Source organism: Saccharopolyspora griseoalba (assembly GCF_042665275.1).
GTDB classification, from domain to species: Bacteria; Actinomycetota; Actinomycetes; order Mycobacteriales; family Pseudonocardiaceae; genus Saccharopolyspora; species Saccharopolyspora griseoalba.
This window is the reverse complement of sequence record NZ_JBHTCJ010000005.1, coordinates 330,235-352,045: the sequence shown is the minus strand read 5'-3', so window position 1 is coordinate 352,045 and position 21,811 is coordinate 330,235. Positions and strand designations below refer to the sequence as shown.

General features: G+C 72.8%; 17 protein-coding genes and 1 tRNA gene. 12 read left to right on the top strand and 6 right to left on the bottom strand.

Features of this window, described 5'->3' with window-relative positions:
• Positions 1-74 precede the first annotated feature (74 nt).
• The 7 genes from ACFQRI_RS12770 (at position 75) to ACFQRI_RS12740 (ending at position 7,661) form a co-directional block, all read left to right on the top strand.
• Positions 75-1,379, top strand: coding sequence for a lysine N(6)-hydroxylase/L-ornithine N(5)-oxygenase family protein (locus tag ACFQRI_RS12770; RefSeq protein WP_380668000.1), 1,305 nt, complete (start codon positions 75-77; stop codon positions 1,377-1,379).
• A 120-nt stretch (positions 1,380-1,499) separates the two neighbouring features.
• Positions 1,500-2,552, top strand: a complete 1,053-nt coding sequence (locus ACFQRI_RS12765; RefSeq protein WP_380667998.1) for an LLM class flavin-dependent oxidoreductase — start codon at positions 1,500-1,502, stop codon at positions 2,550-2,552.
• A gap of 170 nt (positions 2,553-2,722) precedes the next feature.
• Positions 2,723-3,112: a DUF3817 domain-containing protein gene (locus ACFQRI_RS12760; protein WP_380667996.1), complete on the top strand. Its 390-nt coding sequence runs from the start codon at positions 2,723-2,725 to the stop codon at positions 3,110-3,112.
• Positions 3,109-4,047 (top strand): heme o synthase, encoded by a 939-nt coding sequence (locus tag ACFQRI_RS12755; protein ID WP_380667994.1) that lies wholly within the window; start codon positions 3,109-3,111, stop codon positions 4,045-4,047. The genes ACFQRI_RS12760 and ACFQRI_RS12755 overlap by 4 nt, the downstream gene beginning before the upstream one ends.
• Before the next feature lie 251 nt (positions 4,048-4,298).
• Entirely contained in the window at positions 4,299-6,458 is a 2,160-nt protein-coding gene (locus ACFQRI_RS12750) for a GTPase-associated protein 1-related protein (RefSeq protein WP_380667992.1), read from the top strand.
• Between the two features lie 181 nt (positions 6,459-6,639).
• Positions 6,640-7,248 carry an Rv1733c family protein gene (locus tag ACFQRI_RS12745; protein WP_380667990.1) on the top strand — a complete coding sequence of 203 codons (609 nt, stop codon included), beginning with the start codon at positions 6,640-6,642 and terminating at the stop codon, positions 7,246-7,248.
• Positions 7,249-7,487: 239 nt separating this feature from the next.
• Positions 7,488-7,661 carry a hypothetical protein gene (locus ACFQRI_RS12740; RefSeq protein WP_380667988.1) on the top strand — a complete coding sequence of 58 codons (174 nt, stop codon included), beginning with the start codon at positions 7,488-7,490 and terminating at the stop codon, positions 7,659-7,661.
• Here ACFQRI_RS12740 and ACFQRI_RS12735 read toward each other — a convergent pair.
• The gene (locus ACFQRI_RS12735; protein WP_380667986.1) at positions 7,654-8,985 is read right to left on the bottom strand and encodes an MFS transporter; all 1,332 of its coding nucleotides are present in this window, start codon (positions 8,983-8,985) and stop codon (positions 7,654-7,656) included. The two genes, ACFQRI_RS12740 and ACFQRI_RS12735, sit on opposite strands and share 8 nt — an antisense overlap.
• A 369-nt stretch (positions 8,986-9,354) precedes the next feature.
• On the opposite strand from ACFQRI_RS12735, the gene ACFQRI_RS12730 reads away from it, so the two are divergent.
• A complete protein-coding gene (locus tag ACFQRI_RS12730; RefSeq protein WP_380667984.1) occupies positions 9,355-10,929 on the top strand; it encodes a FadD3 family acyl-CoA ligase in 1,575 nt (524 codons plus the stop codon).
• Here ACFQRI_RS12730 and ACFQRI_RS12725 read toward each other — a convergent pair whose 3' ends face one another.
• From ACFQRI_RS12725 to folP, 3 genes are read right to left on the bottom strand one after another with little or no spacing between them, the layout of a single operon-like run.
• Positions 10,930-11,937: an acyl-CoA dehydrogenase family protein gene (locus tag ACFQRI_RS12725; protein WP_380667982.1), complete on the bottom strand. Its 1,008-nt coding sequence runs from the start codon at positions 11,935-11,937 to the stop codon at positions 10,930-10,932.
• Positions 11,934-12,674: a dihydrofolate reductase family protein gene (locus tag ACFQRI_RS12720; RefSeq protein ID WP_380667979.1), complete on the bottom strand. Its 741-nt coding sequence runs from the start codon at positions 12,672-12,674 to the stop codon at positions 11,934-11,936. The genes ACFQRI_RS12725 and ACFQRI_RS12720 overlap by 4 nt, the downstream gene beginning before the upstream one ends.
• Positions 12,674-13,489, bottom strand: coding sequence for a dihydropteroate synthase (folP, locus tag ACFQRI_RS12715; protein WP_380668069.1), 816 nt, complete (start codon positions 13,487-13,489; stop codon positions 12,674-12,676). The genes ACFQRI_RS12720 and folP overlap by 1 nt, the downstream gene beginning before the upstream one ends.
• A 362-nt stretch (positions 13,490-13,851) precedes the next feature.
• Here folP and ACFQRI_RS12710 point away from each other — a divergent pair, with 362 nt between their 5' ends.
• On the top strand, positions 13,852-14,343 hold the full coding sequence (locus tag ACFQRI_RS12710) for a DUF1059 domain-containing protein (RefSeq protein ID WP_380667977.1): 492 nt from the start codon (positions 13,852-13,854) through the stop codon (positions 14,341-14,343).
• A gap of 217 nt (positions 14,344-14,560) precedes the next feature.
• Here ACFQRI_RS12710 and ACFQRI_RS12705 read toward each other — a convergent pair.
• Positions 14,561-14,634: transfer RNA gene (locus ACFQRI_RS12705), tRNA-Arg, on the bottom strand.
• A gap of 190 nt (positions 14,635-14,824) precedes the next feature.
• The gene (locus ACFQRI_RS12700; protein ID WP_380667975.1) at positions 14,825-15,391 is read right to left on the bottom strand and encodes a DUF3558 family protein; all 567 of its coding nucleotides are present in this window, start codon (positions 15,389-15,391) and stop codon (positions 14,825-14,827) included.
• 90 nt (positions 15,392-15,481) lie between these two features.
• On the opposite strand from ACFQRI_RS12700, the gene ACFQRI_RS12695 reads away from it, so the two are divergent.
• The 3 genes from ACFQRI_RS12695 (at position 15,482) to ACFQRI_RS12685 (ending at position 21,679) form a co-directional block, all read left to right on the top strand.
• Positions 15,482-17,503 (top strand): bifunctional copper resistance protein CopD/cytochrome c oxidase assembly protein, encoded by a 2,022-nt coding sequence (locus tag ACFQRI_RS12695; protein ID WP_380667973.1) that lies wholly within the window; start codon positions 15,482-15,484, stop codon positions 17,501-17,503.
• A 108-nt stretch (positions 17,504-17,611) separates the two neighbouring features.
• Positions 17,612-19,288 carry an energy-dependent translational throttle protein EttA gene (gene ettA / locus ACFQRI_RS12690; protein WP_380667971.1) on the top strand — a complete coding sequence of 559 codons (1,677 nt, stop codon included), beginning with the start codon at positions 17,612-17,614 and terminating at the stop codon, positions 19,286-19,288.
• A 273-nt stretch (positions 19,289-19,561) separates the two neighbouring features.
• The gene (locus ACFQRI_RS12685) at positions 19,562-21,679 is read left to right on the top strand and encodes a hypothetical protein (protein WP_380667969.1); all 2,118 of its coding nucleotides are present in this window, start codon (positions 19,562-19,564) and stop codon (positions 21,677-21,679) included.
• The last annotated feature ends 132 nt before the right edge of the window (positions 21,680-21,811 follow it).

Below are 21,811 nucleotides of genomic sequence, written 5' to 3'. Positions count from 1 at the left end.
ACCGGCCTAACCCAGGGGTTTCGCCGGGAGGCAAACCGCCCGCGCGTCGGGCACCGGCGAACCGAGAGGACGACGTGTCTGCGGCGCTGAACGAGGAGAACGTCCACGACGTGCTGGGGATCGGTTTCGGGCCGTCCAACCTGGCGCTGGCGATCGCGGTCGAGGAGCACAACCGCACCGCGAGCGCGGCCGAGGAGCTCGACGCGGTGTTCTTCGAACGCCAGGAAACCTTCGGCTGGCACCGCGGGATGCTCATCGAGGGCACCACGATGCAGGTCTCGTACCTCAAGGACCTGGTCACGATGCGCAACCCGGCCAGCGACTTCTCCTTCCTGTCCTACCTGCACGACAAGGGCAGGCTGACCGACTTCATCAACCACAAGACGCTGTTCCCCACCCGCGTGGAGTTCCACGACTACCTGGAGTGGGCGGCCTCCCGGGTCGCCGACCGGGTGCACTACGGCTCCGAGGTCGTCGAGCTGCACCCGGCGGACGAGCACTTCCAGGTCGTGGTGCGCCACGGCGGCAGGCTCGCGGTGCACCGGGCGCGCAACGTCGTGCTGGCCACCGGGCTGGAGGCGCACGTGCCCGGGGGCGCCGAGCTCGGCGACCGGGTCTGGCACAACCTCGACCTGCTGCACCGGGTTCCCGAGCTGCCCGAGGAGCCGCGCCGCTGCGTGGTGGTCGGCGCCGGGCAGAGCGCCGCCGAGGTCGTGGACTACCTGCACCGGACCTTCACCGGCGCCGAGGTGTGCGCGGTGTTCGGCCGGTACGGGTACAGCCCGGCCGACGACAGCCCGTTCGCCAATCGGATCTTCGACCCGCAGGCGGTCGACGACTTCTTCGCGGCCCCGCCGGAGTTCCGCGCCCAGCTGATGGACTACCACCGCAACACCAACTACTCGGTGGTCGACCTCGACCTCATCGAGGAGCTCTACGCCCGCAGCTACCGGGAGAAGGTGGCGGGCGAGCAGCGTCTGCGGATCATGCACGCCACGCGGCTCGCCGACGTCGAGGTGCGCTCCGGCGGGGCAACGGTGACCACCGAGTTCCAGCCCACCGGCGAGCGCGCGGTGCTCGACACCGACCTGCTGGTCTACGCCACCGGTTGCCGCCCCCGCGATCCCCGGCGGCTGCTCGGCGACACCGCCAAGTGCTGCGCGCGGGACGTCGAGGGCAACCTCCAGGTCGAGCGCGACTACCGCGTCCGCACCACCGAGGAGCTGCCCGGCGCGATCTACCTGCAGGGCGGCACCGAGCACACCCACGGCATCACCTCGTCGCTGCTGTCCAACGGCGCGGTGCGCGCGGGCGAGATCCGCGACTCGCTGCTGGCCGGCCGCACCGCCCGCTCCCGCGACTACGCCTTCACCACCTGACGCGCCCGACGTCCCCTTTTTCATCAGAAGTCCGCGGACCGCCCTGGGACTTTCGATGGAAGGGGGCGCGCGGCCGCGCGCCGGGAACACCGCGGGACCGGCCGGGGTTGTCCCGCGGTGATGAGTGCGAACGAGAACGACGTCGTCCGCGGGACGGCGCGCGGCGACGCGGCGGTGCCGCTGTCGGTGCTGGACCTGTCCACCGTCGGCGTGGAGACCTCCGCGCCCGAGGCGCTGCGAGGGACCACCGAGCTGGCGCGCAGCGCCGAGCGCTGGGGCTACCACCGGATGTGGCTGGCCGAGCACCACGGGATGCCCGGCATCGCCAGCTCGTCGCCCGCCGTGGTGCTCGCCCACCTGGCCGCGCACACCAGGACCCTGCGGCTCGGCTCGGGCGGCGTGATGCTGCCCAACCACGCGCCGCTGGTGGTCGCCGAGCAGTTCGGCACGCTGCAGGCGCTGCACCCCGGACGCATCGACCTCGGCCTCGGGCGGGCGCCGGGGACCGATCAGGCCACCGCCCGGGCGCTGCGCCGCACCGAGGGGCCGCTGTCGGCCGACGACTTCCCGCAGCAGCTCGGCGAGCTGCTGGGCTTCCTCGGCGACGACTTCCCGATCGACCACCCCTGCGCGGACGTGCAGGCCGTCCCGCGCGGCCCGGTGCCGCCGGTGTGGTTGCTGGGCTCCAGCGGCTTCAGCGCCGAGGTCGCCGGCCGGCTCGGCCTGCCGTTCGCCTTCGCGCACCACTTCGCCGCGCGGAACACCGAGCCCGCCCTGGAGCTCTACCGCAGCTCCTTCCAGCCCTCCGCGGTCCTCGACGAGCCCTACTGCCTGATCGGCGTGCAGGCGGTCGCCGCCGACACCGAGGAGGAAGCCCTCGACGTGGTGCGCCCGATCGCGCTGAGCATGCTCAAGCTGCGCCAGGGCCTGCCCGCCGAGCAGCCGACCAGGCAGCAGGCCCGCGACTACCCCTGCACCGACCTCGACCGGGCGTTCCTGGACGACTGGCTGTCCGACGCGATCTTCGGCCCCCCGGAGCGGGTGCGCGCCGAGCTCGACGAGCTGCGCGGCCGGACCGGCGCGGACGAGCTGATGCTCACCGCCAACGTCCCGGACGCCGAGACCAAGCTGCGCAGCTTCGAGCTGATCGCCGAGGCCCACGGGATGCGCTGATCGCCGGCCGCTGGGCCGCGCGGGAAACCTCTGGTCAGCCCGCGGGTGCGGGACATGCGGAGTGTGCATCGCCACTCTTGGCCGAGGTCGAGAGCAGCCCCCTCGCGCGCGTGGCGTACCGTCTATTGACACCGGTAATGCTAGGCATGAGGCGGGATTGAGGGATTGGCGTGAAGCCTGGTGTGCTGATCTTCTACCGGATCATGGCGTACGTCACGGCCGTGCTGCTGATCCTGTTGTGCGCCGCGGTGGTGCTCAAGTACGGGCATCTCGTCGGCCTGTGGCCGACCGGCTCGACCGCCCAGGAGTTCGGCACCACCTGGAGCTTCCGCATCGGCGTCGCGCACGGCTGGTTGTACATGGTCTACCTGCTGGTCGCGGTGATCGCCACGACCCAGCTGCGCGCGCCCCTGGGGCGCATGCTCCTGGTGCTGCTGGCGGGGACCATCCCGTTCGGCGCGTTCTTCGCCGAGCGCAAGGTCGTGCGCTGGCACGAGCTCCGGATGGCCGGCAAGCCGATCGTGCCGTCGAACACCCCGGAGGAAACCCGCGCCTCATGAGGTCCATCTCCGAGCCCGCGACGACGTCGGCCGACGAGCCGCGCCAGGTCAGCCGGCGCAGCATCGCCGCGGCCTACTTCGCGCTGACCAAACCGCGCGTCATCGAGCTGCTGCTGGTCACGACCATCCCCGCGATGTTCCTGGCCGACCGCGGCATCCCGTCCCCCTGGCTGGTGCTGGTCACCCTGGTCGGCGGCGCGATGTCGGCGGGCAGCGCCAACGCGCTCAACTGCGTGGCCGATTCCGACATCGACGCGGTGATGGACCGCACCAAGAAGCGCCCGCTGGTCCACCACGAGGTGCCCCGCCGCAACGCGCTGATCTTCGGCGTGGTGCTGGGCGTGGTGTCGTTCCTGGTGCTGTGGCTGGGCGCCAACCTGCTCGCGGCCGCGCTGTCGACCAGCGCGATCCTGTTCTACGTCTTCGTCTACACCCTGGTGCTCAAGCGCCGGACCTCGCAGAACATCGTCTGGGGCGGGGCGGCCGGCTGCATGCCGGTGGTCGTCGGCTGGGCCGCCGTGACCGGCTCGGTCGAGTGGCCGGCGCTGGTGATGTTCGCCGTGGTGTTCCTGTGGACGCCGCCGCACTTCTGGTCGCTGGCGATGAAGTACAAGGACGACTACGCCCGCGCGGGCGTGCCGATGCTGCCGGTGGTGGCCACGACGCGCCAGGTCTCGGCGCGCATCCTGGTCTACAGCTGGGCCACGGTCGGCAGCACGCTGCTGCTGGTGCCGGTGACCAGCTGGATCTACGTGGCGCTCGCGGTGCTGGGCGGTGCGGCGTTCCTGATCGTCGCGCAGCGGCTCTACGCCGCCGCTCGCAAGGGCGGGGCGATGAACCCGATGCACCTGTTCCACCTGTCGAACTCGTACCTGGCCCTGGTCTTCGTGGCCATCGCCATCGACGCCGCGGTGGGCCTCCCGGTGCTCGGCTGACAGCCCTTCGTTGAAGGAGTCCCCCGAGCGCTGAGCGTCGGGGGACTCCTTTCAACGAGAGGCGCTCGCTCGCGCCACCGCGGTTCGTCGAGCTCGGAGCGGAGCTACGCCCAGACCCGCCGGGCCCGCTCCAGTGCGTCGACGATCATGCTGCTCCTTTTGGTCGCTCCTGGAACCCGTTGACGCACGAGATCAACGGACGCGCGGATAATCTCGGTCGCGACCACGCGGAGGAACCAAGGGAGCGGGCGATGAGCGGGCGGGAGTTCCGATCGCGCTACGGCGACGGCGCACCACCGGTGTCCGGGTCCCCGGCGCTGTCGCACGATCACGACCAGGAGGGCTACCGCACCGCGCGCACCACCGCGGAGGGCCGCACGCACTCGCTGACCACCGCCGACGCGCAGCTCTACGGCCCGATCCGCCCGGCTCAGCTGTGGGGCGCGCCGTGGTGGGCCGACGAACCCGACGCGCCCGAGGTGCAAGCCGAGCCGGAACCGGGCCCGCTGACCGCGGAGGAGCTGCGCGGCTGGGTCCTGGAACGCGACGGGGCGGCCCTGCTGACCGCGCTGCACTCGGCGATCGACCGGGCGCTCGACGGCGGCCCCCGCGTCGTGCTGGTGGCCCCGGACGTGGAGTTCGCGGTGCGCTGGATCGCCGCGGCCACCCTGCTGCTGCCGCAGGAGCGCGCCCTGCGCGCCTCGTTCAGCGCCTTCGCGGGCGACACCGGCGCGCAGGTGCTGGCCGCGGCGGAGCCCGGCGAGCACCCGGGCGCGGTGCGGTTCGACCTCGCCGCGGCCCCGCCGGAGGTGGAACCGACCGGCTCGGCCAAGCACTGGGTGCCGCGCTTCCTGGTGGCCGATCCGGTCGACGTCGTCGACGCGGTGGAGCTGGCCCACCAGTTCGCCCGCGCCCGCTCCGAGGCCAGCGCGGGGCAGGCCGATCGGCTGGCCGCCGGGCTGATCGTGCTCGGCGAGCACGCCAGCCCCGCCGACTGCCGCCCGCTGGCAGCTTGGTTGCGCGACGCCCCCGCGCCGTCGGGCACCGATGTGCGCGGGGCGGTGCTCTCGGCGGTGCTGGCCGCCGAGCCGCCGCGCGCGGTGCTGGTCGACCTCGCCGAGAACGTGGGCGAGCACACCGGCCGGGTGCGGATCGCGCTGCTGCGCGACGAGCTCGACGAGATCCTGCACGGCGACCCGGTGGCCGAACCGCAGCCGCTCGAACCGCTGCCCTGGACCGAGGAGGAGGCCGAGCAGGCCCGCATCCTGATCCGGAACGCGGCCGCGGCGGCTCCGGCGGAGCGCTTCGACCTGCTGCTGCGCACCGCGACCCGGTTCGGGGTTCCGCTGCGGGCGGGTGGTTTCGCCGAGGACGCCGACCGGTTCGTGCGCTGGTGGGCCGATCACCCGCGCGTCGAGGTCGTCCCCGGGGAGTGGCCCTGCCGCGAGGAGCTGGTCGGGCGGTTGCGGGACCTGCTGGCGCACCGATTAGCCGGCCCCGAGGCCGACAACGTCCGCCGCGACGTGGCCGCCGACTGGTGGCCGCTGCTGCTGGACGCCGCCACCGAACCGGGCGAGCCGCTGGACGCCGAGGTGATCGGCGCCGCGGTCGCGGCGGGCGGACCGGCCCGCGAGCAGGTCGTGACGACCTTCGCCGAGCAGCTGCGCGACCCCGGCCGCGGCCTGCCGGAGGCGGTGTTCGCCGCGCTGTTCGGCGCCGCCGAACCCGAGGTCGACGAGCTGCACCGGTTGGTCGCGGCGATGCCGGCCACCGCGGTGCCCGAACCGGTCGCGCAGCGGGTGTTCGCCGCTCTGGACCGCGCCGAGGTCACCGCGCCTCACCTCGACCTGCTGCGGATGCTGGGCCACCACATCGGCGACCGCGGCGGCCTGCGCGAGTTGTGGACCGACGACGGGCGGGTGCGCTCCTGGCTGACCGGTTACCCCAAGCGCGGTGCGCAGGCCGGTTCGCTGCGCGGGATCAGCGCGCGGGTGATCGAGGCGCGCGGCCCGGAGATCCTCGGCGTGCTGCGCGAGCTCGCGCTGGGGGAGGCCCTGGGAGTGGTCACCGAAGCGGGCGAGGGGCTGCAGCGCGCCCTCGCGCGCGAGCTGCCCGCCCTGTGGCGCGACGAGCGGGCCACCTCCGGCCAGCGCGACCGGGCCGTCGCGCTCGCGTTCCTGACCGGCTGGCAGGACGCGGCCGCCGCCGAGGTGCGCACGGCCTTCGACCGCGAGCTGGAGGGCTGGGCGCGCGAGCACGACCGCGCCGCTCACCGGCGGATCAGCAGGCTGCTACGCGGTGTGGGCGCCGATGACGCGGCCGCGTGGCACGAATGGCTGCACAACGCCGGGGCCGACCGGGGCTCCGGCGCGCCGGGGCGCGGCCGGTGGTGGCGCCGCAGAGCCCGGTGATCCCGCTGCGCTGCGAAAAGACGCGCGCCCCAGGCCTCTCGGGCGGTTCCGCACGGAGCGTGGCTACCCGACGTCCACGGCATCAATAGTGTAGAACTGGTCACGGAGCCATAACGATCGCCGCCTGACGCGAGATACTCCACGTGGGGACTGCACCGCACACCGTGACTGGAGGTTCTGCATGGGAACGGCGCTCAAGGCGCACGCGTCGTGGTTGGTCAACGCGCTGAGCATCAGCCCGAACCCGCTGCGCCGGCCCATCGACCGGGTCGCGGCAGGCATCACCCTGCTGCTGCTGATGGGCGCGTTGATCGCAGTACCGGCTTCGGCGCTGTTCGCGGGCTCGCTGCACGACGACCTCACCGACCGGGCCCGGGCGGCCGCGCGGGAGAGCAAGCCGGTCGAGGCGGTGCTGGCGACCGAGCCCGCGCTGAGCGTGCCGGTCTCCGAGGCCTACAGCCAGGACGCGGTCAGCTCGACCGCGGTGGTCGAGTGGCGGGACGGTGCGCAACAGCACCGCTCGACCGTCCGGGTCCCCGCGGGAGCGAAGGTCGGGGACACCGCCACAGTGTGGGTCGACCAGCAGGGCAACCGGGTCCCGCCGCCGGCCGACGGCGGCTCGCTGGCCGCCTCGGCGGTCTTCGCGGCGCTGCTGCTGCTGGTCATCCTCGAGTTCGGCTTCCTCTCGCTGATCGCGGCCACCCAGCACGCGGCCAGGCGGATCGCGATGCGCGCCTGGGGGCGCGAGTGGCACGACTTCCAGGCGGGCGGCAGCTGGTCGCAGGCGTGAGCGCGACTTGAGGGCTCGTGCCCGCACCGTTACGAAGCGGCGACCGGGACGTAGAGGCAGTTCACCCTGTCGTGTTAAATGGCCGACCCGGGCTTGGCAGAGGTGCCCGTCGTTGTGTTTGGGTCCGTGTGGATCTCCCGCACAAGGGGATTCGCGTTGCGGGGCCGTCGGTGCCGAGGCGGCCGCGCGATCCTCGCAGGGACGACAAGGCTCGCCTGCCGACGATGAGGGGATGCGGCATGGGGGAACAGCAGCCCGAGAAGTCCGACAGCGTTCCGATCTACGAAGAGCTCGCCAGCGAGTTGTGCGATCCCGCCGAAGAGGCCTGGCACTTCCCGCCCACACCCGCCTTCGTCCACGAACTGGTCGCCGACCGCGACGAGGAGGACGAGGCCGCGGCCGCGGTCAGCTGACGCCGTCGGTCTCCGCGGCCGTGATGTCGGCGTCCTTGGTCTCCCGCGAGCAGGCGAAGGCGATCAGCGATGCGATCGCGGTGGCGATCATCCACGCGGCCACCAACCAGCCGGTGCCTCCGGCCTGGAGCACCAGGGCGGAGGCCACCAGCGGCGAGAAGCCGCCCAGGGCGGCGCCGATCTCGCGGGAGGCGGCGAAGCCGGTGTAGCGGACCCGGGCGCCGAACAGCTCTGCGTAGAACGCGGGCTGCACCGCGATCATCGGAGCCAGGCCGAGACCGGCCGCGACCACCAGGGCCAGCCAGATCAGCTCCGGCTGCTCGGTGCCCAGCAGGGCGAAGAACGGGAAGGCGAACAGCGCCGTGAACAGCACGCCGAACAGGTTCAGCGGTTTGCGCCCCACCCGGTCCGACAGCGCGCCGTAGACCGGCTGCAGCGCGATCACCACCAGCGTCGAGGTGATCACCCCGGTCAGGCCGACCCAGCGCGGCATCCCGAGGGTCTCCTGCAGGTAGGCCACGGTGAAGGTGGCGTAGATGTAGACCACCGCCGTGTCGCACACGTGCGCGCCGATGCCGATCAGGAAGTTGCGCGGGTAGCGGCGCAGCGCGTCGAACACCGGCAGCGCGGCCGCGCCGCGGTGCCGGGACATCCGCTGGAACACCGGGGATTCGGCCACGCGCAGCCGCACGTACAGCGAGACCGCGATGAGCAGGAAGCTGAGCAGGAACGGAACCCGCCAGGCCCAGGCCTGCACCGCCTCGGTGCCCAGCCGCTCGACCAGCAGGAAGGTCAGCGTGCCCAGCAGCAGCCCGATCTGCACGCCGGTCTGCGCGTAGGAGCTGAGGTAGCCGCGCCGGTGCGGCGGCGCGTGCTCGCACAGCAGCGTGGAGGCGCCGCCGAACTCCGCGCCCGCGCCGAGGCCCTGGCACACCCGCAGCAGGGTGAGCAGGACCGGGGCGGCCACGCCGATGCTCTGGTAGGTCGGCAGCAGCCCGATCAGGCCGGTCGACACGCCCATGATCAGCGTCGTCAGCACCAGCGTCGTGCGCCTGCCCATCCGGTCGCCGAGGTGTCCGAACAGGAACCCGCCGAGCGGGCGGACGGCGAAGCCGACTCCGAAGGTGGCGAACGCCGCGATCGTGCCGGTCGCCGGATCGCCGGTGGGGAAGAACAGCTCGTTGAACACCAGGGTCACGGCGAAGCCGTAGATGAAGAAGTCGTACCACTCCAGGGCGGTGCCGACCACGGACGAAACGACGACCCGGCGGAGCTCCCCGGGGTCGGTCGGGGCGGTACCGGAACCGATGGCGGCGCTGCTCATCGACACTCCTCGGCGCGAGGACCCTGCTGGTTCGGTCGTGATCGCGCCAGATCGTGCCACGCCGGCCGACCCCCGGAAACGGTGGAAATCCATCCGAATCGTTCCCCCGCCTCCAAGTTCGACCGAAAGGCCCACCCCGCGCCTCCGAAACCACCTCCCGCTCCACCCCCGAAAAGACCTCCCCGTCAGCACCCCGAATCACCTCCCAATCGGCGTGCGGAATGGCCTCCCAATCCGTCCCCCGAAAAGCCTTCCAATCGGGGTCGGGTTTCCGGGGGTTCTCGGGGGTGGTGGTGATCGAGGGGTGCCAAGCGGTTGCTTGCTCGGTTAGGGTCTGGGTGATCCGGGCGAGTTCGGGGAGGTCGCGAGATGGTCGTGGACTCGATTCCTGCTGCGGTGCGGGCCGCCGAGGAGCGGTTCGGCGAGGTCGAGGCGCTGGTCGACGGTCCCGTCAGGTTGAGCTTCGGGCAGCTGGCCGCCCAGATCCGCGAGCTGGCGCGGGCGTTCGTCGCGCTCGGCGTCGGCCCGGGCGACCGGGTGGCGCTGAACTCGCCGAACACGCACCACTGGGTGCTGGCCGCGCTCGGCGCCTCCTACGCCGGAGCCGCGCTGATCCCGGTCAACACCCGGTTCACCGGCACCGAGACCGTCGACCTGCTGCGCCGCGGGAACGTCCGCGCGCTCGTGGTCGCCGACGACTTCCTCGGCGCCGACCGCCTCGCGGGCATCCGCGAAGCCGCCGGCGACGGGCCGGGCGAGGTGGTCGCCGGGCTGCCGGAGCTGCGCGCGGTGCTGCGGGTCCCGCTGGGCGAACCGGGCGAGGCGGGGCCGGGCGTGCACGACTGGACGCAGATCCCGGCGCTGGCCGCCGCGGTCCCGCCGCAGGAGGTCGAGCGACGCGCCGACGAGGTCACCGCCGACGACCTGGCCGACGTGCTGTTCACCTCCGGCACCACCGGCCGCGCCAAGGGCGTGATGTCGGCGCACCGGCAGACCCTCGGCGTGGCCGAGGCCTGGGCCGAGTGCGGTCAGGTCCGCCGGGACGACCGGTACCTGCTGGTCAACCCGTTCTCGCACAGCTTCGGCTACAAGGCGGGCATCCTGGTGTGCCTGCTGACCGGGGCCACGATGCTGCCGCAGGCCCTGTTCGAGCCGGCTGCCGCGTTGCGCCTGCTGGAGGCCGAGCGGGTCTCGATCCTGGCCGGCGCGCCCACGATCTTCCAGTCCCTGCTGCACGCCCCGGAGCGCGACGGGACCCCGCCCGGACTGCGGCTGGCGGTCACCGGCGCGGCGGTCGTGCCAATCGCGCTGATCGAGCGGATGCGCGCCGATCTCGGCTTCGAGACCGTGCTGACCGCCTACGGGCTCACCGAGGCGGTGGTGGCCACCATGTGCCGCCCGGGTGACGAGGTGGAAACCGTCGCGCGCACCGCGGGCCGCGCCGCGGCCGGCTTCGAGGTCGCGGTGGTCGACCAGCGGGGCGAGGCGCTTCCGCCGGGCGAGGCCGGCGAGGTCGTGCTGCGCGGGCCGAACGTGATGCTGGGCTACCTCGACGACCCGGAGGCCACCGCCGCCGCGGTGGTCGACGGCTGGCTGCGCACCGGCGACGTCGGGGTGCTCGACGAGCGGGGTCACCTCGCGATCACCGACAGGCTCAAGGACATGTACGTCTGCGGCGGCTTCAACGTCTACCCGGCCGAGGTCGAGCAGGTGCTCGACGCGCTGGAGGGCGTCCGCGAGGTGGCGGTGGTCGGCGTGCCCGACGACCGGCTCGGCGAGGTCGGCAAGGCCTTCGTCGTAGGCTCCGAGCTGACCGAGCGCGAGGTGCTGGCCCACTGCGAGCGCGTGCTGGCCAACTACAAGCGGCCCCGCTCGGTCGAGTTCCGCGCCGAGCTGCCCCGCAACGCCTCCGGCAAGCTGCTCAAGCGCGAGCTGCGCGGCTGATCAGCGGTCGGTCAACCGGTCCAGCAGCTCTGCGCGGACGCTCGGCCTGGAGCCGAACAGCAGCAGGAAGGTGGCCTCCCGGACCAGGCGCTGGGCGTGCGCGCCGGGCAGCAGCGCACCGCTGCCGTGCTGCACCGCGCACGCGTTGGCGGCGCGCACGGCCAGCTCCGACCCGATCGCGCGCGCGGCCGGGACCTCCTCGGCGGTCGCGTCGACCAGGCGGTCGCGGGCCGCGTCGAGCTCCGCGGGCAGGCCTCCCGCGTCCTCGCCGAGCAGCGAGATCGCCCGCCCGGCCAGGCCGAGGGAGAGCGCGCCGTTGAACCGCAAGGACTCGGCGTCGCCGCGCAGGTACTCCTCCTGCGGAACCACCCGGACGATCTTGTCCCGGGGCACGAAGTGCCGGTGGAACCGCAGGGTCACGGTGCCGCTGGCGCGCACCGCGAGCAGGTCCAGCGGCTCCGCGGTGACGCCCTCGTTCTCCTCGGCGTCGAGCAGCGCGAACACCAGCGCGTCGTCGTTGTCCCTGGCGGCGGTGTGCAGCAGGTCGATCATGCCCCACCCGGTCACGAACGGGGCGGTCCCCGAGAACAGGTAGCCGCCGACGACCTGCTGGGCGCGCAGCGGAGCGGGGCCGGTGCGCACCGCCGAGCTGATCGCCACGCCGGCGCGCCGCTTGCCGCTGATCAGCTCCGGGCGCAGGTCCTGCTGCAGCGCGCGGTTGCGCGACTCGGCCAGCGCGCGCACCGCCCCGTGGTGCTGCATCCACACGAAGGTGGTGGTCAGGCAGCCGCCGGCCAGGATCTCCAGCAGCCGCAGCGCAGCGGCCTGGTCCGGCAGGTCCAGACCGGACTCCTCGGGCGCGGCCATGCCGTAGAGGCCGCGCCCGGCCAGCAGGTCCAGGTGCTCGGCCGGGACCCGGTCCGAGCGGTCCACAGCGGTCGACGCCGGGAACAGCACCTCCTCGGCGAGTTCCCGCGCGGAGCGCAGGGCGAGCGGTTCGGCGGTCATGCCCCTCCGACCAGGTAGCGCAGCAGCAGCACGCCGTCCTCCGCGAGCACCGAGGCGAGCTCGAGGTCCACCGGGTCCAGCGGGGTCCCGGCCGCGATGCGCGACGCGGCTCCACTGACCAGCAGCGGCGAGACGGTCAGCCGCAGCTCGTCGACGACGCCGGCGGACAGCAGCGCGCCGAACAGGTGCGGGCCGCCCTCGCAGTCGATGCGCCGCATCCCGCGATCGACGAGCTCGCCGACGGCCACGGCGAGGTCCACCTCCTGCTCACCGGCCACGATGACCTCCGCGCCGGTCTCCTTCCACGCCTTCTGCCGGGCGCGCGGTGCCGATTCGCAGGTCAGCACGAAGGTGGGGGTGGCGGCCTCGGCGATCGCGGGCGCATCGCCGGGCAGGGATCCGGTGGTGACCACCGCGGTCGCGGCGATGTCGGCCAGCCCCCGCCTGCGCCGGATCTCCAGGGTCTCGGCGCTCGGGTGCACGCCGCGGAAGCCCTCGACCATCGCGGTGGTGGCACCCACCAGCACCACGTCGGCCAGGTCGCTGCCCAGCTGGAGCACCGCGCGGTCCGGCGGGTTGGACAGCGCGCGCGCCGTGCCACCGGCCTCCACCGCGCCGTCGGCGCTGGAGACGAAGTTGACCGCGAGCCACCTGCGGTCGGCGGCGGGGTAGGTGTAGAGGTCCTCGAGCTGCGCGTGGTCGAGCTCCGGTCCGGGCTCGGGCCAGATCTGTCGCATCAGGAGATCCACTCCTCCGGGAGCAGGGGCTGCCGGGTTCCGTTGATGCACGCCACCATCTCGAGCGTGCGCCGGGTCTGCAGCGCCTGGTGGGCGCGGAAGATCGCCGCGCCGGAGCGGGCCGCGATGGCCGTCGCCGCCAGGGTGCCGGTCAGCAGCTCCTCGCGCTGCTCGGCGGTGAGGTCCAGCGACTCGCGCACGAAGGTCTTGTTGGACAGCGCCATCAGCACCGGCCAGCCGGTGGCCACCATCTCCGGCACGCGGCGCACCAGCTCCAGGTGGTCGGTGGTGTTCTTGCCGTAGCCGGTGCCGTCGATGATCACGCCGCGGCGGGGCACGCCCTTGGACTCGGCCAGCTCGGCGAGCCGCACGATCTCGTCCACCACGGTGCCGACCACGTCCTCGTAGTCCGAGCGCACCGGGGTGGCGCGGGGGTCGCGGTTGGCGTGGGTGCAGATGTAGCCGGCCCGGTGCTCGGCGGCGACGTCCATGATCTTGTCGTCGGCGGCGCCCCAGGCGTCGTTGATGATGTCCGCGCCCGCGCGGCACGCCGCGTCGCTGACCTCGTGCCGCCAGGTGTCCACGCTGATCAGCAGGTCGGGGTAGTGCTGCCGGGTCCACTCGACGGTGGGCAGCACCCGCGCGATCTCCTCGTCGGTGTCGACCTCGTCGCCCGGGCTGGCGGTGACGCCCCCGATGTCGATGATGTCGGCGCCCTCCTCGGCGGCCTTGCGCACCGCTTCCCGCGCCGGCTCCTCGGCGAAGGTCGCGCCCCGGTCGTAGAACGAGTCCGGCGTGCGGTTGACGATCGCCATCACCAGCGGACGGTCCCGCACGACCCGGCGGCCGCGGAACTCGAAGTCGAATGCGTTCTCGGTGTCCTGCACGGGGGCGTTTCCTTCCGGGACGAGCAGAGCCGCGAAGCGGCGGAGGGCCGCTTCCAAGTCTGCCGGACCGGACGCGATCCCCTCGCGCTCGGTTGGGCCGCCGGCGGCCCCGACGACGACCACCACCCGATCGGAGGCGTCCGGGCGGAGCCGTCGACGCGACGCCCGCGCAGTTTCCCGGTGGAACTGCGCGTCATCCGGGTTGCTGGTGTCCAAAGTCCCTGGTGGGGATAGGTCGCGGCGGCGGATGCTGGGGGCGAGGCCTGGGAAGGGCCCGGAGGGAGAGCGCCATGAGCAGGAAGATTGCGGACTGCCGCAAGTACCCCAGCGAGATGAACTGCTCGCTCATCATCATCGGGGAGGAAGAGGAGGTCGCCCGGGCCGCCGCCGAGCACGCGGTGTCGGTGCACGGCCACGAGGACACCCCGCAGCTGCGCGAGGACGTGCGCCAGTTCCTGGAGGACGAGGCGACCTCGGACGACGGCAACCACTTCGTCCAGGTCATCGAGTTCCAGAGCTCGCGCCGCGACGAGATCAACGCGCTGCTGGACGAGTGGGAGGCCAAGACCGGCGGCAAGCGCACCGCGACCAAGGCGGTGCTGACCGCGGAGCACGACGAGCCCGGGCGGTACTTCGAGTTCGTCGAGTTCCCGACCTACGAGCGGGCCATGGAGAACTCCCGGCTGCCCGAGACCGACGCGTTCGCGAAGCGGATGCGCGAGCTCTGCGACGGCGAGCCGACGTTCCACAACCTCGACGTCGTGCGCGCCGAGGCCCTGTGACCGCCGCACAGCGCCCGCGCACTTCTTTCATCGAGGGTCCAGCCACCGGGCCGGTGCTCTTGATGGAAGAAGTGCGGGCACTTCGCCCACCGCGGTGCGCCCGGGGAGATCGCCAGGTGGGCGAGCGCCCTCGTTGGCCACGAGCCCCGGAGCCGGGGGCAGATCATGAGTTGATCTTGGTGGCTGCTGGTCCCCAGGTCTGCGACCCGGGGATGAGCGCCCCCAGCAGGACTCGAACCTGCGACCTAAGGATTAGAAGTCCTTTGCTCTATCCAGCTGAGCTATGGGGGCCGTTTGGCCAGGCGACCAGCCCTATGTGGCGCAGCAAGCAGGGTAGCCGCCTGCATCATCGGGTGTGCGAACGACGCTGCACCGTTGCCGAGCCGGTACAAAACGGCAAGCAATCCGACAGCCCGAATGTGTAACGCCTGGTCACCAGGGGTGTCGGCGGGGTGGAGGCGCGCAGCTCATCGCGATGAGATCACGCCGGGGGCAGCGCGCCCAGGGCCGTCCTGGTCAGCCGGAACAGCGGGTCCGAGGTGTCGGCCGCCGAGGCGCCGCGCAGCGAGAGCATGGTCAGCAGCGTGCGGTCCGGCGCGATCGCGGTGGCCGCGGTGCAGGTCTGGTGCTCGGTGATCTCCTCGCAGTACAACCAGCTCGAATGGCCTTCCACGGCGACCGCCACCCCGCGCGGCTGTCTGTCCACCACCGCCTCGTAGGGGGCGTAGAAGCCGGCCGCCGCGGTGTCCTCCGGGGCGCTGCCGAGGCGCTGGGCGCAGGCGCCGGGCACCGGGTCGCCCCGGTGCGGCCGGCCGACCGGGCCGCCCAGCGCAGCGAGGGCCTCCGGCTGGAGCAGCGCGCACGGGTCCGCGCGCGCGGCGTCGCGCGGTCGCGGGATCTGCGGTTCGTCCGCCGGCGCGCGGGTGGTGCTCCGGGGCTCGTCCTGGAACCCGGCGGCCGGGATCGGTTCGCCCGCGATCCCCGGGCCGCAGCCGGTCAACGCCAGCGCGAGCATCGGGAGCAGTGCGCGGAAGCGGACGTGGGGCACCCGCTAACCGTATCGGGCGCGGAGTGCCCGGTGCCACGTCCGCGACATCCTGCCCAGTGATGCGTGCGCAGCCGCCGTTACGCTCGGTGCGTGGCATCCGAGACCGTCGCCGAAACCCCACCGGAACGACGCAACGCGTCCGGCACCCTCGGCGTGCTGGTCGTCACCGCCGGGTTGCTCGCGGCGCTGGTGGCCGTCGCGCTGACCGCGCTGTCGGCCGGGGCCAACTACGCGCTGCTCGGCCTTCCCGACCCCGGCCCGTTCACCCAGTTCGGCCTGCCCGCGGTGCGGGTCATCGCCGAGGCCGGCGCGGTGATCACCATCGGATCGCTGCTGCTGGCCTCCTTCGGGATCCCGGCGGGCCGTTCCGGGGCGCTGCTCGCCGACGGCTACGCCGCGGTGCGCGCCGCGGGCTGGGCCGCCGCCGTGTGGTGCGTCGGGTCGGCGCTGATGGTGCCGTTCCTGGCCGCCGACGCCACCGGCCAGCCGGTCTCGGAGGTGCTGCACACCGAAACCCTGCTCGGCCTGGTCGACGCGCTCGCCGAGGCGCAGGCCTGGGCGCTGACCGCGCTGATCGCCTTCCTGACCGCCCTGGTGTGCCGGGTCGTGCTGTCCTGGGGCTGGACGGTCGCGGCCTTCGCGGTGAGCCTGACCGGGCTGGTGCCGCTGATCGCCACCGGGCACTCGGCCAGCGGCGGAGCGCACGACCTGGCCACCAACAGCCTGCTGTGGCACCTCTACGGCGCGGTGATCTGGATCGGCGGGCTCGTCGCGCTGATCGCGCACGCCGCGCGCGGCGGCGCCCACCTCCCGCTGGTGGCCTCCCGGTTCTCCCGCATCGCGCTGGTGGCCTGGATCGCGATGGCCGCCTCCGGCGTGATCAACGCGCTGGTTCGGGTGCCCTTCGGCGATCTGCTCGGCTCCACCTACGGGCTGCTGGTGGGGCTCAAGCTGCTGGGCCTGCTGGCGCTCGGGGTGTTCGGGTACTTCCAGCGGCGCAACGTCGTGCGCAGGATCGACGCGGGCGCGAAGGCCTCGGCGCTCCTGCGGCTCGGCGCCGTCGAGGTCCTGATCATGTTCGCCACGCTGGGCACCGCGGTCGCCCTGGGCCGGACCCCGCCGCCCGGCGGCTACACCACCGTTCCCAGCCGCGCCGAGCTGCTCATCGGCTACCCGCTGAACGAGCCCCCGACGACGTTGCGGCTGCTGTTCGACTTCCGCTTCGACCTGGTCTTCGGGACGCTGTCGCTGGTCGCGGCGGGCCTGTACTTGTGGGGCTGGTACCGGTTGCGGCAGCGCGGGGACCGCTGGCCGGTCGGACGAGTGCTCGCCTGGCTGCTCGGCTGCCTGTCCGTGCTGATCGGCACCTCCGGCGGCGTGGGCAAGTACGCGATGGGCGTGTTCGCCGCGCACATGGGCCAGCACATGGTGCTGTCCATGCTGGCGCCGGTGCTGCTCGTGCTGGGCGGTCCGACCTCGCTGGCGCTGCGGGTGTTCAAGCCCGCGGGCAAGGACGCCCCGCCCGGGGCGCGCGAGTGGGTCCTGGCGTTCGTGCACTCGCCGGTGACCCGGGTGCTGACCAACCCGTTCGTCGCGTTCGCGCTTTTCGTGGGCTCGTTCTACGTGCTGTACTTCACGCCGCTGTTCGAGCTGGCCGTCGACCAGCACTGGGCGCACCTGGCGATGAACGCGCACTTCCTGCTGGCCGGTTACGTCTTCTACTGGCCGGTGATCGGCATCGACCCGGCGCCGCGCCAGCTGCCGCCACTGGCCAAGGTGGGGCTGCTGTTCGCCTCGATGCCCTTCCACGCCTTCTTCGGGATCATCCTGATGATGTCCCAGACGATCATCGCCGGTGACTTCTACCGGTCCCTGGGCCTGCCGTGGATGCACGACCTGATGGCCAACCAGCAGCTCGGCGGCGCGATCGCCTGGACCTCCGGGGAGGTGCCGCTGGTCGTTGTGCTGTTCGCGCTGCTCATCCAGTGGTCGCGCTCCGACCGCAGGCAGGCCCGGCGGATCGATCGCAAGGCGGACAAGGACGGCGACGCCGACCTGCAGGCCTACAACGAGATGCTCCAGGACCTCGCCAAGCGGGACGGCCGTCGGTAGAGCTCGCGAGCTGACGCGACGTCCCTGGTGAGGGGTTCGTCACGGCGCGTGCTGCCGCTGAGGGACCGGCTGAGAGGTCGGGTACCGCGCGCAACTACGATTCACGGCATGGCCGAGTTCATTTACACCATGAAGAATGTGCGCAAGACGCACGGTGACAAGGTCATCCTCGACAACGCGACCATCCAGTTCTACCCGGGCGCCAAGATCGGCGTCGTGGGGCCGAACGGGGCTGGCAAGTCGACCGTGCTGCGCATCATGGCGGGACTCGACCAGCCGAACAACGGTGAGGCGTTCCTGAGCCCGGGTTACTCCGTGGGCATCATGCAGCAGGAACCCCCGTTGAACGAGGAGAAGACCGTCCTGGGCAACGTCGAGGAGGGCGTCGGCGAGATCAAGGTGAAGCTCAACCGCTTCAACCAGATCGCCGAGCAGCTCGCCACCGACTACACCGACGAGCTCATGGAGGAGATGGGCAAGCTCCAGGAGGAGCTCGACCACGCGGACGCGTGGGAGCTGGACTCCCAGCTGGAGCAGGCGATGGACGCCCTGCGCTGCCCGCCGCCGGACGCGGAGGTCAAGCACCTCTCCGGAGGTGAGCGCCGCCGGGTCGCCCTGTGCAAGCTGCTGCTGAGCAAGCCCGACCTGCTGCTGCTCGACGAGCCCACCAACCACCTCGACGCCGAGAGCGTGCTGTGGCTGGAGCAGTTCCTGGCGAACTACCCGGGCGCCGTCCTGGCCGTCACCCACGACAGGTACTTCCTGGACAACGTCGCGGGCTGGATCCTGGAGCTGGACCGCGGCCGCACCTACCCCTACGAGGGCAACTACTCCACCTACCTGGAGAAGAAGCAGGAGCGCCTGGCGGTCCAGGGCAAGCGGGACGCGAAGCTGCAGAAGCGCCTCAAGGACGAGCTGGAGTGGGTCCGCTCCAACGCCAAGGCCAAGCAGACCAAGTCCCGGGCCCGCCTGGCCCGCTACGAGGAGATGGCCAACGAGGCGGAGAAGACCCGCAAGCTCGACTTCGAGGAGATCCAGATCCCGCCGGGGCCGCGGCTGGGCAACGTCGTGGTGGAGGTGGAGCACCTCAAGAAGGGCTTCGACGACAACCTGCTGATCGACGACCTGTCGTTCAACCTGCCGCGCAACGGCATCGTCGGCGTCATCGGCCCGAACGGCGTCGGCAAGACGACCCTGTTCAAGACCATCGTCGGCCTGGAGGAACCGGACTCCGGCGTGGTCAAGGTCGGCGACACCGTCAAGCTGTCCTACGTGGACCAGAACCGCGCGAACATCGACCCGGACAAGAACGTCTGGGAGGTCGTCTCCGACGGCCTGGACTACATCCAGGTCGGCCAGGTCGAGATGCCCTCGCGCGCCTACGTGAGCGCGTTCGGCTTCAAGGGCCCGGACCAGCAGAAGCCCGCGGGCGTGCTCTCCGGTGGTGAGCGCAACCGGCTGAACCTGGCGCTGACCCTCAAGCGGGGCGGAAACCTGATCCTGCTGGACGAGCCGACCAACGACCTCGACGTGGAAACCCTGGGCTCGCTGGAGAACGCGCTCGAGCAGTTCCCGGGCTGCGCCGTGGTCATCTCCCACGACCGGTGGTTCCTGGACCGCGTCGCCACGCACATCCTGGCTTGGGAGGGCGACGAGGAGAACCCCGCCAAGTGGTTCTGGTTCGAGGGCAACTTCGAGGGCTACGAGCAGAACAAGATCGAGCGGCTGGGGGCAGACGCGGCGCGCCCGCACCGGGTCACCCACCGCAAGCTGACCCGCGGCTGACGACCTGCCCGACGCGCGCGTCCCGCCCGGTGGTGCGGGGAGCGGAAGCCGGTGGGCCGCGCGGACGCCGGGAGGTCGTGCACCGTCCCGGCGCCGCTCGGCGCCTCCGCGCCCGCGACGGTCGCACCTCGGTAGCGCAGCAAATTCAAAAGGACAGGCACTGAGATCGGAGGCGCCGTGGCGAGCGTGCCCGCTTCACCGCAACCCGATTCGGCTTCCGGAATCCTCGACCCCGCGTGGCACATGCGGTGGCGGGTTCCGGAAGTGGCTCTGGTGCTCAGTGATCGGGCGGTCGCGCTCGCCAGGCGCACCGGTGACCGGATCTCCCGCCTGAGCGCGGAGGCGCTGGCGGTGTTCGCCAGCAACCGGCTGGGTCGCGGCGTGCCCGCGACCGGCCGGGCGCTGGCGGCGGTGCGCGACGCCGAGTCCGCGGGCGATCCGGAGGTCCTGACCCGGCTGCGGATCGAACTGGCCTGGTGCGCGGGGAGCGCGGGCAGCCAGGAGGTGGCGCTGCGGATCCTGCGCGCCGAGCTGGAGCGCGAGCGCATCGAGCCCGGGCTGCGCGCGCACGCCCTGCTGGCCATGGCCGCGGCGCTGCCGACCAGGCGCGACGTCGACGAGCGCACCCGGGTGCTCGACGAGGCCGAGCGGCTCTACGCCGGCTGCGCGAGCAACCGGGACGTCACCCGGCTGCTCACCTCCCGGGTCTGGGCGGCGCGCGCCGGTCACCTGCGCAGGATCAGCGAGTTCGGCGATGCGGTCGCGGCCGCCGATGCCGGGCTGGAGCTGCTGGACGCGCTCACCGATGCGGAGGCCGACGGCGGCGGCGTCCGCGCCCGGCTGGAGCTGGAGCGCGTGCAGGCCCTGCTCGACCTGGGGCGACGTGCCGAGTCCGTGGAGTCGGCGCGCGAAGCGCTCTCCCGTCCGGTGCGGGCGGCCGAGGCGGGTCCGCTGGGCTGGCTGGGGCTGGCCCTGGCCACCCGCGTGCACCTGCCCGCGGGCGACCACGCCTCGGCGGTGCGGGTGCTGGGCGAGACCGCCGCGATCGCCGAGCGGCACGAGCTCGACGGACTGCGCGCCGAGGCCCTCAACGTCCTCTCCCGCGCGCACGAGAGCGCCGCCGAGGGCGAGGCCGCGCTGCGCGCCCTGCGCGAGGCCTACTCGGCCGACCGCCGCTGGCGCTCCCGCGTGCACGAAGCGCGGATGAGCCTGCTCACCGAGTTCCCGCCGGAGACCGCGAAGCGGGTGGCACCGGGCAGGACGCTCTCCGTCGCGCCCGAACCCCGCGCTCCCGAGCCGGACGCGCCCGAACCCCCGCGCCGCCGCAGGTGCGCCGATCCGGAGCCGGAGGCCGCGCTGCCGGCGCGGGCCCCGGAGCCCGAACCCGCCGCCGAGCCGGACGAGCCCGTCGAGTCGATCGAGCCGGACTGGGCGGCCTTCCTCGGCCTGGCGGTGGACGGGGAGTCGCGCGGCGCGGAGCCCGAGCCGGTCGCCGAGCCCGAGCCCGAACCCGAGCCGGTCGCCGAGGTCGACCCGTCCGACCTGCGCGGCTACGCGGAGACCCAGGACGCCGCCCGGCGGTTGCTGGAGAGCCTGACCGGCGGCGCCGAGCAGCCCGAGGCTTCCCGCCGGCGACCGCGACCAGGTCCCGGACCTGCCGCTCCTGGACCGGAGGGGCCCGAACTCGCCGATCCCGAGCCCGTCGAGCCCGCGATGCCGGAGCTGCGGGTGGAGTTCGCCGCGCTCTCCGACCAGCCGCCCTGGCTGACCGGGGGCGCCGCCGGAACCGCCGAGCAGCAGGAGCGCGAGTGGCAGAGCGATCCGCTGCCCGCGGACCCCGGCCCGCTCGCCTCGGAGGAGGTGGACGACGAGCTTCCGGGTCTGGTCGACGACGATCCCGCGCCGGTTTCCGCGGAGCCCCGCGCGACGGCCACCTCGCTGCTGGAGCAGCTGGGGATCGACCTGGCCTCCTACGGCGCCGCGGAGCCGGAACCCGAACCCGCGGAGCCGGAGCCCGAACCCGCCGCCGAGGAAGAGGTCGGCGGACGCCGCTCGCGCGGCAAGTCGCTCGCCGAGATCCGCGCCGGGCTCGACCTCCCCGCCGACCACAAGCCCGGCCGCCGACGCAGGTACGCCGAGGAACCCGCCGCCGCGCAACCGGAACCCGACCCCGCGCCGGAACCCGAGCCCAGCGCCGACGCCGGGCTCGGCGACCTGCTGGCGGAGGCGATGAAGGCCTACGAGGCGGGCAGCCGCGAGCCCGGAACCGGCGGATCGCACCGCAGCCCCGGCGCGGCCGGGGAGTCCACATCGGATGATCCGGATCACGGCCCGGGCGCCCGCCACCGCAAGCCCGGTTTGGATACCGCGGCGGCGGATCCGTTGCGCTGAGAAACCCGCCGGTCATCGATCCTTGCGGCCTTCTTCACCTGCGACTACGGGCGAGTGCCCGGCCCCGGGCCGGGGAACTGGCAGGCTTAAGGTGGAGACGTTGGCACAACGAGGTGCCGTAATGCGTGGAGC